This is a genomic window from Chryseobacterium sp. ON_d1, assembly GCF_006829085.1.
GTDB lineage: Bacteria > Bacteroidota > Bacteroidia > Flavobacteriales > Weeksellaceae > Chryseobacterium.
Window position 1 is genome coordinate 55,209 of sequence record NZ_BJTC01000008.1, and the last position, 13,865, is coordinate 69,073.

Annotated in this window: 29 protein-coding genes and 1 pseudogene; 3 read left to right on the top strand and 27 right to left on the bottom strand. The window is 33.4% G+C overall.

Annotated elements, in window-relative coordinates; translation table 11 throughout:
- Positions 1-28 precede the first annotated feature (28 nt).
- The 6 genes from CRS_RS13490 to CRS_RS24485 all read right to left on the bottom strand — a co-directional run bounded on the left by CRS_RS13490 (position 29) and on the right by CRS_RS24485 (position 1,901).
- Positions 29-391 carry a hypothetical protein gene (locus tag CRS_RS13490; RefSeq protein ID WP_142724558.1) on the bottom strand — a complete coding sequence of 121 codons (363 nt, stop codon included), beginning with the start codon at positions 389-391 and terminating at the stop codon, positions 29-31.
- A gap of 48 nt (positions 392-439) precedes the next feature.
- Positions 440-760 (bottom strand): hypothetical protein, encoded by a 321-nt coding sequence (locus CRS_RS13495; protein ID WP_142724559.1) that lies wholly within the window; start codon positions 758-760, stop codon positions 440-442.
- Positions 757-1,053, bottom strand: coding sequence for a hypothetical protein (locus CRS_RS13500; RefSeq protein WP_142724560.1), 297 nt, complete (start codon positions 1,051-1,053; stop codon positions 757-759). Before CRS_RS13500 ends, CRS_RS13495 begins: the two co-directional genes overlap by 4 nt.
- The gene (locus CRS_RS13505) at positions 1,043-1,282 is read right to left on the bottom strand and encodes a hypothetical protein (RefSeq protein ID WP_142724561.1); all 240 of its coding nucleotides are present in this window, start codon (positions 1,280-1,282) and stop codon (positions 1,043-1,045) included. Before CRS_RS13505 ends, CRS_RS13500 begins: the two co-directional genes overlap by 11 nt.
- A gap of 75 nt (positions 1,283-1,357) precedes the next feature.
- On the bottom strand, positions 1,358-1,687 hold the full coding sequence (locus tag CRS_RS13510; RefSeq protein ID WP_142724562.1) for a hypothetical protein: 330 nt from the start codon (positions 1,685-1,687) through the stop codon (positions 1,358-1,360).
- A 40-nt stretch (positions 1,688-1,727) separates the two neighbouring features.
- Positions 1,728-1,901, bottom strand: a complete 174-nt coding sequence (locus CRS_RS24485) for a hypothetical protein (RefSeq protein WP_172617072.1) — start codon at positions 1,899-1,901, stop codon at positions 1,728-1,730.
- Between the two features lie 123 nt (positions 1,902-2,024).
- On the opposite strand from CRS_RS24485, the gene CRS_RS13515 reads away from it, so the two are divergent.
- On the top strand, positions 2,025-2,270 hold the full coding sequence (locus CRS_RS13515; protein WP_142724563.1) for a helix-turn-helix domain-containing protein: 246 nt from the start codon (positions 2,025-2,027) through the stop codon (positions 2,268-2,270).
- On the opposite strand, the gene CRS_RS13520 is transcribed toward CRS_RS13515, so the two are convergent.
- From CRS_RS13520 to CRS_RS13590, 18 genes and pseudogenes are all read right to left on the bottom strand, one after another.
- The gene (locus CRS_RS13520; RefSeq protein ID WP_142724564.1) at positions 2,267-2,911 is read right to left on the bottom strand and encodes a hypothetical protein; all 645 of its coding nucleotides are present in this window, start codon (positions 2,909-2,911) and stop codon (positions 2,267-2,269) included. The genes CRS_RS13515 and CRS_RS13520 overlap by 4 nt on opposite strands.
- Positions 2,895-3,557 carry a hypothetical protein gene (locus CRS_RS24700; RefSeq protein ID WP_228451254.1) on the bottom strand — a complete coding sequence of 221 codons (663 nt, stop codon included), beginning with the start codon at positions 3,555-3,557 and terminating at the stop codon, positions 2,895-2,897. Before CRS_RS24700 ends, CRS_RS13520 begins: the two co-directional genes overlap by 17 nt.
- Before the next feature lie 85 nt (positions 3,558-3,642).
- Entirely contained in the window at positions 3,643-4,551 is a 909-nt protein-coding gene (locus tag CRS_RS13525; RefSeq protein ID WP_142724565.1) for a DUF6291 domain-containing protein, read from the bottom strand.
- Between the two features lie 70 nt (positions 4,552-4,621).
- Complete coding sequence (locus CRS_RS13530; RefSeq protein ID WP_142724566.1) at positions 4,622-5,278, bottom strand: DNA cytosine methyltransferase; 657 nt, start codon at positions 5,276-5,278, stop codon at positions 4,622-4,624.
- Complete coding sequence (locus CRS_RS13535) at positions 5,275-5,697, bottom strand: helix-turn-helix domain-containing protein (protein ID WP_142724567.1); 423 nt, start codon at positions 5,695-5,697, stop codon at positions 5,275-5,277. The genes CRS_RS13530 and CRS_RS13535 overlap by 4 nt, the downstream gene beginning before the upstream one ends.
- Positions 5,666-5,800: a hypothetical protein gene (locus CRS_RS24750; protein WP_262711790.1), complete on the bottom strand. Its 135-nt coding sequence runs from the start codon at positions 5,798-5,800 to the stop codon at positions 5,666-5,668. The genes CRS_RS13535 and CRS_RS24750 overlap by 32 nt, the downstream gene beginning before the upstream one ends.
- An 8-nt stretch (positions 5,801-5,808) precedes the next feature.
- A pseudogene (locus CRS_RS13540) lies at positions 5,809-6,075 on the bottom strand (DUF3127 domain-containing protein); the annotation flags it as partial.
- A complete protein-coding gene (locus tag CRS_RS13545) occupies positions 6,075-6,305 on the bottom strand; it encodes a hypothetical protein (RefSeq protein WP_142724569.1) in 231 nt (76 codons plus the stop codon). The gene CRS_RS13545 and the pseudogene CRS_RS13540, both read right to left, overlap by 1 nt.
- A gap of 1 nt (position 6,306) precedes the next feature.
- Positions 6,307-7,143 (bottom strand): hypothetical protein, encoded by an 837-nt coding sequence (locus tag CRS_RS13550; protein WP_228451255.1) that lies wholly within the window; start codon positions 7,141-7,143, stop codon positions 6,307-6,309.
- The gene (locus CRS_RS13555) at positions 7,127-7,639 is read right to left on the bottom strand and encodes a hypothetical protein (RefSeq protein ID WP_142724571.1); all 513 of its coding nucleotides are present in this window, start codon (positions 7,637-7,639) and stop codon (positions 7,127-7,129) included. Before CRS_RS13555 ends, CRS_RS13550 begins: the two co-directional genes overlap by 17 nt.
- A gap of 1 nt (position 7,640) precedes the next feature.
- On the bottom strand, positions 7,641-7,916 hold the full coding sequence (locus tag CRS_RS13560; protein WP_142724572.1) for a hypothetical protein: 276 nt from the start codon (positions 7,914-7,916) through the stop codon (positions 7,641-7,643).
- A gap of 24 nt (positions 7,917-7,940) precedes the next feature.
- Positions 7,941-8,468 carry a hypothetical protein gene (locus CRS_RS13565; protein WP_142724573.1) on the bottom strand — a complete coding sequence of 176 codons (528 nt, stop codon included), beginning with the start codon at positions 8,466-8,468 and terminating at the stop codon, positions 7,941-7,943.
- A gap of 2 nt (positions 8,469-8,470) precedes the next feature.
- Positions 8,471-8,692, bottom strand: coding sequence for a hypothetical protein (locus CRS_RS13570; protein WP_142724574.1), 222 nt, complete (start codon positions 8,690-8,692; stop codon positions 8,471-8,473).
- Positions 8,677-8,829, bottom strand: a complete 153-nt coding sequence (locus CRS_RS24490) for a hypothetical protein (RefSeq protein WP_172617073.1) — start codon at positions 8,827-8,829, stop codon at positions 8,677-8,679. The genes CRS_RS13570 and CRS_RS24490 overlap by 16 nt, the downstream gene beginning before the upstream one ends.
- A complete protein-coding gene (locus CRS_RS13575) occupies positions 8,826-9,056 on the bottom strand; it encodes a hypothetical protein (RefSeq protein WP_142724575.1) in 231 nt (76 codons plus the stop codon). The genes CRS_RS24490 and CRS_RS13575 overlap by 4 nt, the downstream gene beginning before the upstream one ends.
- Positions 9,057-9,135: 79 nt before the next feature.
- On the bottom strand, positions 9,136-9,537 hold the full coding sequence (locus CRS_RS13580) for a hypothetical protein (RefSeq protein WP_142724576.1): 402 nt from the start codon (positions 9,535-9,537) through the stop codon (positions 9,136-9,138).
- Positions 9,538-9,596: 59 nt separating this feature from the next.
- Positions 9,597-9,860 (bottom strand): hypothetical protein, encoded by a 264-nt coding sequence (locus CRS_RS13585; protein WP_142724577.1) that lies wholly within the window; start codon positions 9,858-9,860, stop codon positions 9,597-9,599.
- Positions 9,827-10,096 (bottom strand): hypothetical protein, encoded by a 270-nt coding sequence (locus CRS_RS13590; protein ID WP_142724578.1) that lies wholly within the window; start codon positions 10,094-10,096, stop codon positions 9,827-9,829. Before CRS_RS13590 ends, CRS_RS13585 begins: the two co-directional genes overlap by 34 nt.
- Positions 10,097-10,278: 182 nt before the next feature.
- Between CRS_RS13590 and CRS_RS13595 the strand changes: the two genes are divergently transcribed.
- The gene (locus tag CRS_RS13595) at positions 10,279-10,710 is read left to right on the top strand and encodes a hypothetical protein (protein WP_142724579.1); all 432 of its coding nucleotides are present in this window, start codon (positions 10,279-10,281) and stop codon (positions 10,708-10,710) included.
- 227 nt (positions 10,711-10,937) lie between these two features.
- On the opposite strand, the gene CRS_RS13600 is transcribed toward CRS_RS13595, so the two are convergent.
- Positions 10,938-11,342 carry a hypothetical protein gene (locus CRS_RS13600; protein ID WP_142724580.1) on the bottom strand — a complete coding sequence of 135 codons (405 nt, stop codon included), beginning with the start codon at positions 11,340-11,342 and terminating at the stop codon, positions 10,938-10,940.
- A 46-nt stretch (positions 11,343-11,388) separates the two neighbouring features.
- Entirely contained in the window at positions 11,389-11,688 is a 300-nt protein-coding gene (locus tag CRS_RS13605) for a hypothetical protein (RefSeq protein WP_142724581.1), read from the bottom strand.
- Between the two features lie 222 nt (positions 11,689-11,910).
- Between CRS_RS13605 and CRS_RS13610 the strand changes: the two genes are divergently transcribed.
- Entirely contained in the window at positions 11,911-12,357 is a 447-nt protein-coding gene (locus CRS_RS13610) for a hypothetical protein (RefSeq protein WP_142724582.1), read from the top strand.
- Between the two features lie 422 nt (positions 12,358-12,779).
- Here CRS_RS13610 and CRS_RS13615 read toward each other — a convergent pair whose 3' ends face one another.
- A complete protein-coding gene (locus CRS_RS13615) occupies positions 12,780-13,685 on the bottom strand; it encodes an AraC family transcriptional regulator (RefSeq protein ID WP_142724583.1) in 906 nt (301 codons plus the stop codon).
- Between the last annotated feature and the right edge of the window lie 180 nt (positions 13,686-13,865).

Below are 13,865 nucleotides of genomic sequence, written 5' to 3' on the forward strand. Positions count from 1 at the left end.
GGTTTAAAAGGCCCCGAAGGGCCGGGTGTTAACATCCACAACTTGTTACTTTTGTAGGCGTGTAGATCGTTGCAGGCACCGTTTGCCCATTAGAATTAATTTCAAACCCATTCGTCCACGTGACTTGATATATACCATCGCCATTGATTACGCATGAAGTGCCTTGAAGAGCGGTCCAATCAGTGTGGCATACGATGTATGGGGTTCTTCTGGAGTCATATCCTGAAGCTCTTTTTACCGAATTAAGTAAATCTGCTTCATTTGCATTGCTACCTGCTCTTCTTTGTGCTTCTTCTGTTTTTTGAACTTCGTTTTGAAGTTCATTACTTTCGTTTTGGCACGCAGCCAGTGTGATCAGTGCTAATGCACCGATGAAAATTGATTTTTTCATTTAAAAAAGTTTTTGTTTATTTCCCGGAAAGAACGGTCCGGTTTCCGTTTATTTTAGCTCTGTAGCTTCTTTGATTAGTTGTTTAGTATCAATTCCACTTAAATAATCAAACAACACGTTTTTATCATCTTTTTGCCATAATTCATCCAAAGCTGAATCTATGGATTTAAGCATTTCAAGCATTTCAGGGGCTTTGGAGATTAGCAATGCGTTCGCTTCCATTTCCTCCCTTTGTCCAACGAGACCGCATCCATATCTATCATATCTATCTATTGATATTGTCGTATTATTAGGCAGAACTATATCAATAGAAGAATTGTCACCACCTGAATATTCCCATTTTCCTTTTGTTCCTTTGAATTCACTCATGATTCTTTTGTTTTTAGTTTGGTTAGTAATTCTTCGATTTTGTCTTCCATTTGACTTGGCAGTCCGTCAAGTGGCCATGCTTTTGAATAATTAAAAACTTCTTCCAGAATCTCCTTCATCTCATCCTCATAGTCGGGCTTTTCTTCTAGCCAGTGGGTAATACCTTTGAATCTTTCAAAATACATACTTCTACAAGTCATGATTGATGGTCCATTAGCTATTACACAGAAGTAATCACCTTCTTTCTCCGGAATTCGCTCCGATACGGATACTTTAATGTATTTAGTTTTCATTTTCTAAAGCTTTTAATAGTTCATCAGACATTATAACAGCCTCTTGTGCTAACATTATCCTGTGCCCTTGCTCAATAAAGGGACACAGACTAGAATTTGCAATAAATCCCTGTAATAACAGCCCTGCAAAGTATTCACGTTTTGTTAAACCACATCCATCTATTTCTCCATCTTTGAAATATGTTGGATTTGTTGGTTCATTTCCTAATTTTTGGATATTGTCACTCATAATATTTTTGATTTAATTGTTTGAAATAAAACCCCGGGCGACTGAAATGATCAGTCCGCCCGGAACAGTCAGCCGTTATAGGTGGCCAGCCTTTGTTTTTAAATCTCTCACCTTTTTCACCTGAATTCTCCCAGCCTCTTGAGAAGGTCGATAAGAATGTGTCACTTGCATTACTTCATAAATCGCTTTATCAGTTATGTAAAACTCTCCTTTTGACGGAGGAGTAATGTAGCAGCTCCCTCCAATATCTTTACCCGAATCTGAGTCCATGAAGATAAATTCCGATTCTAACCTTACAGCTATTGATGATTCAAAAAGATCTAAAATATCTTTTAATTTATCAGCTATTTCTTCATTAGTTTGTAATGTTAATAGCTCTAGTAAGCTTTGTTTGAATGTTTTCATTGTTGTAAATTTTAATTGTTGTTGATTTTGCTTTTGTTTTTTAATGGTATTTAATTGTTGACTTCGCACCCGCCCCGTGCTTTACTCCAACAGCATCAATTCCCACGAAGTTTTTTGATTTTACTTCTGTCTTAGCAGGATTTAATATTGCTGCTGTTGCTAAACCTCCAATTAATAATAAAGTGTAAGCGATAATGATTAATGTTGTTTTCATGTTGTTTGTTTTTGTTGATACAAATATAAAACTATAATTTGATATTTGCAAACTTTTATCAAACTTTTATTTTACGGATTTCCATAATTATCAAACTATAATTTTATTTACTATATTTGTAAAATGAAACTGAGAATAAAAGAAGTTGCTAAATCAAAAGGCATAGATCTTCAAACGCTGGCTAAAAAACTTGATATTACTTATCAGGCACTTAACGCTCGTATGGTAGGCAATCCTTCGATAAAAATTATTCAATCAATAGCTGACGCTCTCGAGTGTTCTGTTTTTGAGCTTATAGCTTCAGATCAGTATGCTGAACACTCTTACAATGAGAATGGAGAATGGCGAGGCGTTTTAAAAAAGAACTAGCTTTTCCTCAAAATCGACTCCTGAAATTTAATTACTCGCTGTTGATGCTCTTCGGTGGAAGTTAAAAAAGTGAAAACAAAATCTTCTATTCCTATTTCTTTCTGATCAAAGTTTTCATTACCAGTGAAGTGCTTATTAAGTTGCTTAAAGGCTGTTATCAGGTCAAATACTCCATCACGGGAATGAATTAAGCCTTTGTTTTTTAACATCTTGGTTCCGGTGTCAATAATTGTCGTTCCGATTGCGCAGAAACTTAACCATTTTTCTACTGCGTCTCTGTCCTTTTCATTGTAATTTTGAGGGCCTGTTAAAGGTTTGATCAGTGGCTTTTGCTTTACTTGTGCCGTGTTTATGAATGAAACTGATACAGGCACATTACCTGTTCTGTTTTTTAAAAGTTTCGAGTAATTCATTTTCTTGATAAAATTCTCTTCGTTGAAATTGTTGATTCTATTTTTAAATTCCTGATTGAACTTTGAAAGTCCTTCATACTTTCGTATGTGATACATTACTGTTGAGTGATCTTTTTTGACTATATGAGCAATATTCATCAGTGTATATCCTGCATTACGCAAATTGTAAATGAATATCGAAAGATCATCAAGCATATCCGTCGGTGTTCGGTTAACTTTTGTTTTCATGGCTTTTTATTTTTATTTGTTCTGAAACCCACTCATAAACCTTGTCATTTTTAACGTGAGTTATTGCCATTGCATGAAGTCTGTCAAAAGCAAATGCTATATCGTTAGTCATTGCTTTTTTCTTGTCTTCGAAATACTCGGAAAGCTGTTTTAATTCAAAAGCGTTAAACAGTACTGAATTTGGCTTTAATTTTTCATTAGCGAGTATTTGTACCATTTTCTCTTTTATTGCAGTTTTTTGACCATTTGTGTCACTTACAAAGCTTGACAATCCTCCTTTCTTGATTGCGAATTCATAAAACAGAAAAGCATGTTCACATTTTTCACCTTTTTTTACAGCATCCACCAAAGCATCCCAATTCTTTTTCTTTTCGGCCTTTATTTCTTCAGGAGATCTTTCAGGTTCAGGGTTTAATATTTTCTTCAGTTGTTCTCTTCCGGCTTCCAATTGCTTATCGTTTTGCTTGTATCGCTCATATGCTTTCAAAATTTTTCCGGTGGTATTGGTTGATAGCATTGGCAGGCATTCTATCTCGTTTCCGTTCTGATCAAGCAACTCTCGCTTCAATGCCATCCTATGCGCTTGAAAAATTTCCGAAGCTGTAAGGCGATAATCCATGATGAATAATAACCAAGTATCTTTCATTTCGTCTTTTTCCCTTTGTCGTTCCCTCACTTGAAAAAGCGTAAGAATATCATTCACTAGCTTCTCCTTGATTTCAGCTGATGATTTAGCGATAGACTCCAGGAATATTTCCCTTTGAAAAATCTTCGGCAAGTCTTCCAGCTGCCTCTTGGATATTATAAGTTGCTTGTTGTGCAGGTGTATTATTTCCTGCGGTTCCTGTTTGATTATTTGATTTTCCATAAATTGGTTTTAAGTGAGGTATGACATTACGGAGTTTGTTTTTCCAAGAAATAATTGGCTTTTTGTGACCATCTTTCCATCCTGATTCAATCCAACTGTTGTACTTTGCCCGTACAGCGAATTCGTATAGTGAAAAATCGAGTTTAAGTTCGTTTTGATATATTTCCCTGGCTGACTTTAAGAAAGTGTCCAAATCGGGCGGTTCTGCCTTTTCTTTTTTTTGCGCAACTTTTTTTCTTTTTTCGTCTTCAGATAATTTTACCGGATCAGGTTCATCTGAAAACAATTCTTCGGAATTTTCTTTTTTTAATTTTTCTTCTTTTGTTTCTTTTCCTAAAAGAATATCATTATCACTAACAGTAACACTTACATTATCACTAACAGTATCATTATCATTATCAGCGACGTTTGCGATAATTTTATCGCACTGCGATACTTTGCGATCTTTTGCGATCTTTTCGGCTTCTTCTAGAGATAACAATCCTGACTCGTATTTTTCATAAATCTCTGGATGCCACTTTTTTAAATTCCCAATCCTTCCGGATTCTGATTTCTTATCTAATTTTGTTTTATACTTCTTTAGATCTCTTTTCAAATGTTGCTTTACTGGTTCAAAGGCTAATTCAATTATAAAATCTTCGGTTTCCGGATTTTCATCATTGACATAACTCAAAATATGCATGAACAATTCTCCGGCTTTTTCCTTTGGTAATTTTCGAACAGAATGTATGAGATCTTTATACAGCAAAAAACCATTCTTATCTTCAGCCATATCTTATAATTTAACTTTTGTTAATTCAATCTATACCCATGCTAAAACATCACTAATGCATGGTAGTTTTTTAATCTTCAAGTATCATGTACTCGTTGTCAAACAGGCTATTTATTTTAAAATATGATTGTTTTGTATTCATTGCGGAATCTATAATATGTTTACCTAGTTCAGGGTCTACCATATTTCGCAAAGCCTTCCTTTTGTCTTTTATTTTGGAATCTTTTATATTGAAACCATAAATCGTTGAGTAACCTTTTATATTATCATGCTTTCTCTCATCTTCAACCTCAAATGGTAAAATTTTAAAATTAGACCAATAAAAGTGTCGATGTAGTTTATGCGTAGGAGGAATTAAAGGCTCATAATATGGCCGTACATTTTCTACCACCCATTTAGTTTCGTTTTTAGCAAAATTCATTAATAGAATTATTTCCTGATAAAGTTCCATTGCCGGATATAAAGCTTCATATTGGCCTGAATTAACTCCACACCTTCTTATGTCTGAATGAGTAGGGCATGGCGGAGAACTCCATATAAAATCAAAATTCATATAATTTTTCAACAAATAATCATGAGCATCTGTTACTATCATTTTATCATTTGGAAAAACTCTAGAATACTCATCAGCTGTAGCCTGATCATATTCAACGGCTGTAATTTCGTGTTCATCACCCCAAAGTTTTCTATTTCCTCCTATTCCTGCATAAAGATTAAGTATTTTCATAATTTATCAATAGCTCTTTGTATCCTCAATCTTTCAACATCTTCGCGTTTAAAGAAAAATCTTCCTCCTATCTTAGTACATTTTAGTTTTCCTGATCTTCTGTGATGCTGAATGTTTTTAGTTGTAATTCCGAGCTCTTTTGAAGCTTCTTTTGCATTCAATAGACCATTGCCTATATTTTCTTGTTTTGGATTTTTTGATCTTTGCTTTTCAAGTTCTATAGTGTACTGGCATTCGCCTTCTCTGGCCTTTCTAACAGGCCGATTAAGCTTTTTAGCGTATTCTAAGGTTGCTGTAGCATCTAATAATTCTACCATTTTAGCTACTCTACTGTTTGGAATATTACCTTCAGGAAGTAATTGCTGTTTTAGCCTATTTTTAATAGCTTCAATTTCTTGGTTTGGTTTTGGATTTTTCATTGGTTTTCTTTTTGTCTTTTTCGATTCGGATTAATCTCTTTTCATTCCACTTAAATAGGCCGTTAGAGTCACGGCCTGACCAGTATCCGTCTTTTTCTTTCATCAGGAAAGTTTTTGAATTTTCCACGCAACTATTGAGTTGAAATATTTAGTTTCGCCTAATGGAGAAGTCCACTCCCGACCCCGGATATTAATTCCTACATTTACATTATCGCCTTCTTTATACGGATCAAGTATATCAATCTTGTCTCCCATTATTTCGATATTGATTGGTTGTGGATATTGTTCTGTTGTAAGTATTACGAATTCTCTTTTTTGAAATCCTGAAGCAAATGTTTCAGTTTGTCCGATTCTTTTTATTGTTCCTTGTAATTCCATTATTTAAATTTTTCTGTTAGTAAGTTTTCATTGATCCAATCAAATGCTTCCGATTTCCACGTATTTGTTTTACGGATAAGAAGTCTTTGTTTATTGGGATAAATATCAATCCATCCGTGTTTTTCGTGATACAATCCATAACTGCCATTTTTCCGCATAAACACGCTATACTCAAACCCCAAGAACTGCAATACAACTTTTTTGAAGAAAACTTTATTTGATTGGCTCATTTTAAATTAATTGTAAGTGTTTTGCTAATGTTGTGTTTAGTGAGTTCAGATATTCTCTTGCCAGGACAATCATGTCTTTCATTTGAGCGATTACTTTTTCGTCTCTGTAAATGATGAATTCTTTAATTCTAGCCTCTTTGGGAATATCTGCATAAGTCATGTTGTTGGTTATTTCCTGATCTAAATCTTCAGGAAGACCATCAATAAATCCTAATTTCCATCCAGTTCTTCTTTTCTCATCAAGTATCAATTCGTCTGGAGTATCAACAAGTCCATAAACTAATCTTGCTTTCTTTACGTTGGGCCTTAGATCCATGTAAGCCTGCAGCTGGTATTCATAATCTTCATTCGGTACGTCATCATTAAAAAGAGGAAATGTTTCGTAATCCCATGAACTTTTAAAATCAATTATTTCGTCATCCTCTTCAATATCCATTTCTCCGGAGAAGAAATCGTTTTCATATCGAACCTCATTCTTAATTAAAAAAGTCCCTCGTACTTCATTGTACTGATTTATATTTTCCTCTTCAACAGATATTCCTTTTGCCAGGTACTTACTTTGAATATCTTTTTTCCTATTAAAAACCGTTTCCTTAAAAATTGTTTCTAAATATGTTTTTGCGCCATCTGATAATTCAGGCTTTGCATCCCTCTTTTTAATCAGCTCACCAAGAGTAACTATTTGCTTATCGGTAATTTTCCTAGACTGTATTTTTTGCATTAATCCAACCAATGTTTCGGACTGATTTTGTGTTAAAGGCTTCGGAAGTCCTTTCATTATCTTACCAATAGCATGAGGGCGAAACTTGTAATTTGAAAAATCATGCACTCTTAACATTCTCTAATTCTTTTTTTCGTTCAGTTACTAATACTTTGTATCTCTGTTGTTGCTCTTTTGACATCTTGCCAAATAACTTACCAAGCTCTGAAACCTCCTTACATGCGTTTATTTCGTTTGTCAGATCAGCATCAATGATTGGCTGCTTCCTTACTATTCTAACACCTCCAACTACGTCTCCTTTCATTTTTACTGTAGAGTCAATAAATAATTCAATTAATAATCCTTTCCAGTCTTCAACGAATGACGATCCGGAGAATCCTTTTAATACTGCAGCATTTGTTGCATTTAATACTAGAGGCTTAATGTTTTCTTCAAAATATGCGATATTGAAGTTTCCTTTTTTCCCCGCTACACTTACTCCCAACTCCTGTTTAACTTCCCGTATTTTGAAAACAAGCCTTCTACCCTCTTCCAGATAGTCTTCAAGATCTGCTACTCCAAGGTGATCAGACTTGTAAACTTTTCTGAAGTGTGTTTTAGATTGTTTTTCCATTTTAATTGATTGTTTTTGAATAGACCGCGTAAGATTTACTGCCGATCTTTCTTGATGTAATTTGATAGATTTTATGTTTTGCTTTTAGCTCTGAGAAGCGTCCGGAAATAGTGTGTATTGGAACTCCCAGTATATTTGCGATCTCAATTGTTGTTCTTATCCCATCTACTAGATCATATACTTTCTCCCACATTTTTGGAATAGTCACCTTTGCCTTTTGAAATGCCAGTTTGGAATTAGCGTTGTTACGCCCCCGGCTGTAGTCTTGAATATCCATATCTTCATTTTTGCTTTGGTTATTTTACCATTTAAAATTTCCGGCATCTAAGTAAACCTGACAGTGACGCCTTAAAACTGATTTATTTTCAAATGGATTGTTTACTGTCTTGGAATTAATTCCCAAATCTTTATGGCATGCCCTTATTAATCCGTGCCATGTAAATTCTTTTGCTGGCTGACCACAATGCCAATCTCTTTGGGTAAATCGGTGCCACTTTCCGGCTTCAACTTCATACTCTTCGCCGTATTCATCTTTAAAAATCGTTAATGGAGCATTTGACAACCATAAGTACATTGGTTTCGATTCATCAATTTTACTTTCATCTTCCTTTAATTCTGAATCTCTTGGTATCATATCTCTGTGCCAATTTGGAATACATGGGTACTGGTTAGGCATTAACATGTGAACTTTAACATCCCATATGAAATCATTAGGATTTTCAGGAAAAGATTTTAATAACTCTGCCAAATCAGGCATTAGTTCTAACACATCAGCATATTCTCCTTGGATTACTCCGCAATGTTGTTTTTTCCAATTTATATTTTCCATGATTATTGATTTGATTGTTTAACTTTTGATTTGATGTTTCGTTCGATTTGGACTGTTACGGTTTTCATACCTTTTTCGATACTGAATATCTTTCCGTAAATCTTTTTCTTTTTTCCATCCTTACCACGCCTTGTCGCGTAAGAAGTATCTCCCGGTTCTTGATAGCTCAATCTATATTCCCAAAACCAGCGATCATATGTTTGCTCGATTAACTGTGTTTGCATGAATTTGATTGTTTAAACTCTTTGATGAACTCGTTTAAGGCTGTTGTCTCCATTTCGGATAATGGCTCATGCCCAAGACGTTTGTGGTTTACATAGAAAACACCACCAACGTTTTCTATTATTACAGTTACTTTCATGATAAAGTGTTTTGAATGGTTTCTAAAAACTGTGAGAATTGAGACTCACTTTCAATCTTAATGTCTTTTTCCCTACCTGTACCGATACAAATCGAAGCAGAATTATTGTAGACATATACTATTACTGAAGGTTCTGAACTTGCTATTTGAGACTCATAATAAACCTCATCTGATATTTTCTTTGTGAAGCCATTTGAGATTAAGAATTCGTGTGATAAGTTTTTCATGGTTAATGATATTTGATTAAGTATTCAACGAAGTACATGTACTGTTGGCCGAACCAACGCATTGTTAATAGTAAGGTTCTCATGATGCGAGTTTTAAAAAGTTAGACCTGTTTTCTGAGAATTTAACCGTTGAGGTTCTGAATAAATTGATATTGTGCATTCCGTCAATCGCTCTGCTTCTCCAATAACTCACATGATGCATCTGTCCTCCTTTTGATCCTTTACGATAAGATGAAAACCATCTTGCAATCATTCTCTTTATCCTCTTATATCCCGGATTTGATTTTAACACCATTCCCGAAACCTGTCCTAAATTATTAATGATCTTAAATTCATTAAATCTTACATGTATTCTCTCTCCATCTTCCAACCACACAATCCCATGTACTCGCATTTTATTGAACTTGTAATCAAGTTGTTTGTAAAATTCAAAGCCCCTGATCTTTTTTCCTAAAATTGTTTTTTGTACTTTTGCTTCCATGTTGTAATAATTTTATTGTTACACGATTTTGCTTAAGTCGTCTGCGCCACAGGCGACTTTTATTTTCTATATCCTCTACGATTTGCAGCTCTTAACAAAGCAATCTGGACGCTTGGGCTAATTTCTCCGGCATCCACTCCGGATTCATTCTCTAATGCTAATTTTTCTAATAATTGAATTCGACTCCAAACATCTTCATTCTCCTTCTTCTGTTTTTTCTCTATTCCAATCTGCCTCATTTTTAAAGCCTGAATTTCATTCTCCAAAGCGCCCATGATTGATTTTATTTCTATTGTAGTATTTGACTTAATTCTTTCTTGCATCTTAAAGCCTCCTTTCTTTTCGCTTCTGCATTTTCTAAAGCTTTCTGAGCTAAGCATATAATTCCTTTTTCATTTCCTTCAGAAACATTGTTCGCTCTTCTTTTTACATAGTTAAGCGTAGAAATACTTACACCTGTCTCAGTGCTTACATTTGCTACATCTTCCTTAGTTGTAAAGTCTCTCAAATAATTGGAAAGTCTTAAACTAATAGGTTGACCGTATTTCAATTTTTCCATACTTTATTTATTTTAATTAAAAAATAGTTTTATCCCTGTTTTTTCACATTCAACAAAAAGACTAACTTTGCGTTGTTGTTTTGTTGAGACAAATATATAACAAGTTATATTACAAACCAAACTTTTTATATAATTTATTATACTTTTTATATAACTAGTTGATATTCAATTAAAAATATTTTATGGACAAAAGAGATTTATTGCTAAAAGAAGCATTGAAATTGATAAATAAGTATTCTATAACGGCTTACGACATTTCACAAGGTACAGGAATATCAGCAGTAGGAATACAAAAGATTATTAATGGGGAATCAAAACGTCCTTTGGAAAGAACATTAGAATCTATAACTAGTTACATAAAACAAAAGCATAGTTTAGAATCTTTAGAAACCAATGATGAAGAAGATATTGACATAAAAAACAAGCCACATGATGAACAAATGGCAATTCTTCACAACGAAATAATAGAATTAAAAAACGAAAACAATAAATTGTCAGATAAAATAGATGATACTATAGCATTAATAGAACTTTACCTATCACCTATTGCTATGAAAATGGAAATAAATATCGATCCAGATTTAAAAAAGAAAATACTTGATCATCTCAATTAGAACTGGTGCGTAGAATTGATATATAAAAATTAAATTGATTTAAGTCTAAATTTGATAAACATAGATTAAACAATATTATTGATTGTTGATCTGTAAATATCGATTTTTTTAATTTAATAAGTAATACATGGTTGTTGCTTACGTAGTCATCAAAAGTAATAAGACCACATCTATAAAGTTCCTCATTCCTAAAATGAAGAGTCATTATTTTTTTTCTGTTTTCTTTTTTACTTTCCATCTTTTTTATTTACGATTCGCTCAATTGTATTAAATTGTATTTCGTCTTTTAATTTTAAATCTTTTATATGTTCATTTAATCTATAAATAACATAAAATCCAGGTATAAGCATTATCAAAAAGCCAAGTCTATGCCACCAATCAGGATCAATTTCATATCCAAATCGCATTAATTCATACATTGTTAATGAATATAATGAAGCATATATTGGCAATATATAACAATGAGAATAAGCACGCATATATCTTCCTATACAACATAAAACAATAGCAACATAAAGACTCTCAATCCAGATGTCAGACCTTAGTTTCACACCTCTTCCATCTAACATTTCATTAAAAGCTGGATCAATCCAAGACCATATATTATCAGTAAAAGGTACAAAGCCCGACAATATAACTATTATCGAGCCAGTTAACTTTAAATATGTAAGTCTATGCTTACCTCCTAGGCGGTACAGGAACGTCTTTTGGGTCTCCTCCATCTTCCGGTATTGGATTTGGGTCTGGGTTAGGGTCTAAACCTAACGAATTACTGCTACGAATAATTATCGTATCCTTAGCAGCTTCAGGCTCTCCTTCTCGGGCCTGCATTCCAGACTGGTTTAACTTAAATTTTTGGTTACTAGCTTTGACCTTTTCAATAGCTTCATTTCTTGCCTCTTCATCTCGGTCATTAGAGCACGAATATACCGTTAAAGCTAATGCGATTCCGGCAATAATTAATCTTAATGTCTTCATTGTTAAAATTTTAAAGTGAATCACAAAAATACTAATTATAAAATGGTGTGCAGCTCACAACATATTCGTATCATCGTTGCGAATATAATATATTATTTCAATAAAAAATGGTTTTTATGTACCTATAACAAAACATTTTAATTGTGCAATCCGTATAAATACGGGTTTCAGTAAAAATTGAATATTTTTTAATTTTTATCTTTGTTGAAAAATAAATAAACTATGAAAAAAATTATTTTAATTATATTATTTTTTATTCCATACATATTTTTCTCTCAAATTAAAGAGATTGAGGTAAGAGAATGTAATAATATAGGCACAATAAGCCAGGGGGTATACTTTATAAAAAATGAAAAATGTACTGACGGAAACTATAAATTCACATTCAGAGATTTTAATTATTCCCACATAACTATTAACAGATTTTTCGAATTTAAAGATATAGATGGCGCTTATGATAAATTATTCGATTCAATTATTAATGGTTTCTCTGATATTAAAAAAGATTTATATTTTGAATTACCGAATCAAATTTTAATTATAAAATACTCAAGTACATTAGGAATGAAGGGATTTTCCTTTTATATCAAAGATAAAAAAACTGGCGAAGAAGGAGTTTCAAACATATTTTCTAAAAATCAAGCATATAAATTATTTGGTAAAAAATAAACCACCATTGTACTTCTATTTTTAAATATTTTTTTTATAATTGCCGTGTAAATTACCGTGTAAAATAGACGTGAAAACGCGTAATTTTAAGCAAACACAAAATACAACATATCTAACAATCAGCATGTTAGAAAATGAGATATACTACCCAGCTGGTCTCAAACACCAGTTCTTAGGAGTACCGGTTCGATCCCGGTCCTGGGTACAAAAAACCTCTGAAATCATTTGATTTTCAGAGGTTTTTCTTTTTAGGGTGATCAAAAAGGGTAGCTGACTTAAACTTTAATCAATAATCATCTTTTTAAACAAAAAATATTATTTTCAAATTCTAAACAGCTGTTAATAAAAAAATTGACTTAGTTATTAAGTTAATTTTCATAACAGATATATTATTGCCTATATGTCTAATAATAGAAGAGTTTTTAATTTAAATTACGATATTCCTGTGGTGTATTACCTGTTTTCTGTTTGAATAACTTGCTGAAATATTGTGGATACTCAAATCCCAACTGGTAAGCAATTTCGCTGATGCTTTTGTCACTACCCAGTAAGATATTCTTCGCTTCTTCTACCAGAAAATAATGGATTTGGTCTTTAGCATTCATCCCGGTTTCCTTTTTGAGAAGGTCGCTCAGATAATTGGGTGACAGGTTGATTTTTTCTGCCAGATAACTTACCGTTGGAAGTCCTTGCTCCCTGATCGTATTAGAGTTGAAATAATCCTGCAAAATACTCTCGACCTGCGAGACGATATCACGATTGGAAATTTTTCTTGTAATGAACTGTCTTCCATAATATCTCGTACAATAATTCAGAAGAACCTCTATATTGGATACGATGAGGCTCTGGCTGTAGTTGTCGATATTCTCTTCCAGCTCATTCTGTATTTTCTGTATGCAGTCGAATAATGTTGTCTTTTCTTTATCAGAGAGATGAAGAGCTTCAGAAGATTCATAAGAAAAGAATGTATATTCTTTCATTTTCGCGCCCAAAGAGGTCCCCCTAACCAAATCCGGATGAAAAAACAAGCCCCAGCCCATCATATCTTCTTTATTATCAATCTCGCTGTCCATTGTGAGAACCTGCCTTGGTCCTATACAGATCAGACTTCCGTCCTGAAAATCATAAGATTGTCTGCCATAACGCAGATTATTGGCACAGTAATTTTTAAACATGATGGAATAAAAGTCACAGCTTACACGTACATCTTCTTCAATCATCTCATCTACTTTACTAAAGTCGATAACTGCGACCAGCGGATGTTTCGTAACGCCTTTTACAAATTTATTGATTTCAGAAATACTTTTTATATGAATAATAGGTTGCATAAAACAAATAATTTAATGAGTTAAACGATAAAAAATAAGGCTTGTGCTGTTGAAGCACCGACAAAACAGGAGCCTCTACTCTTGCAATAAAAGGTGATGCTGTATGGAAAACCAGTTCATGCCCATTACGCCGGTTGCCAGAATTGGTTTATTTTATCGATTGTTGTCATTCCTGTATAA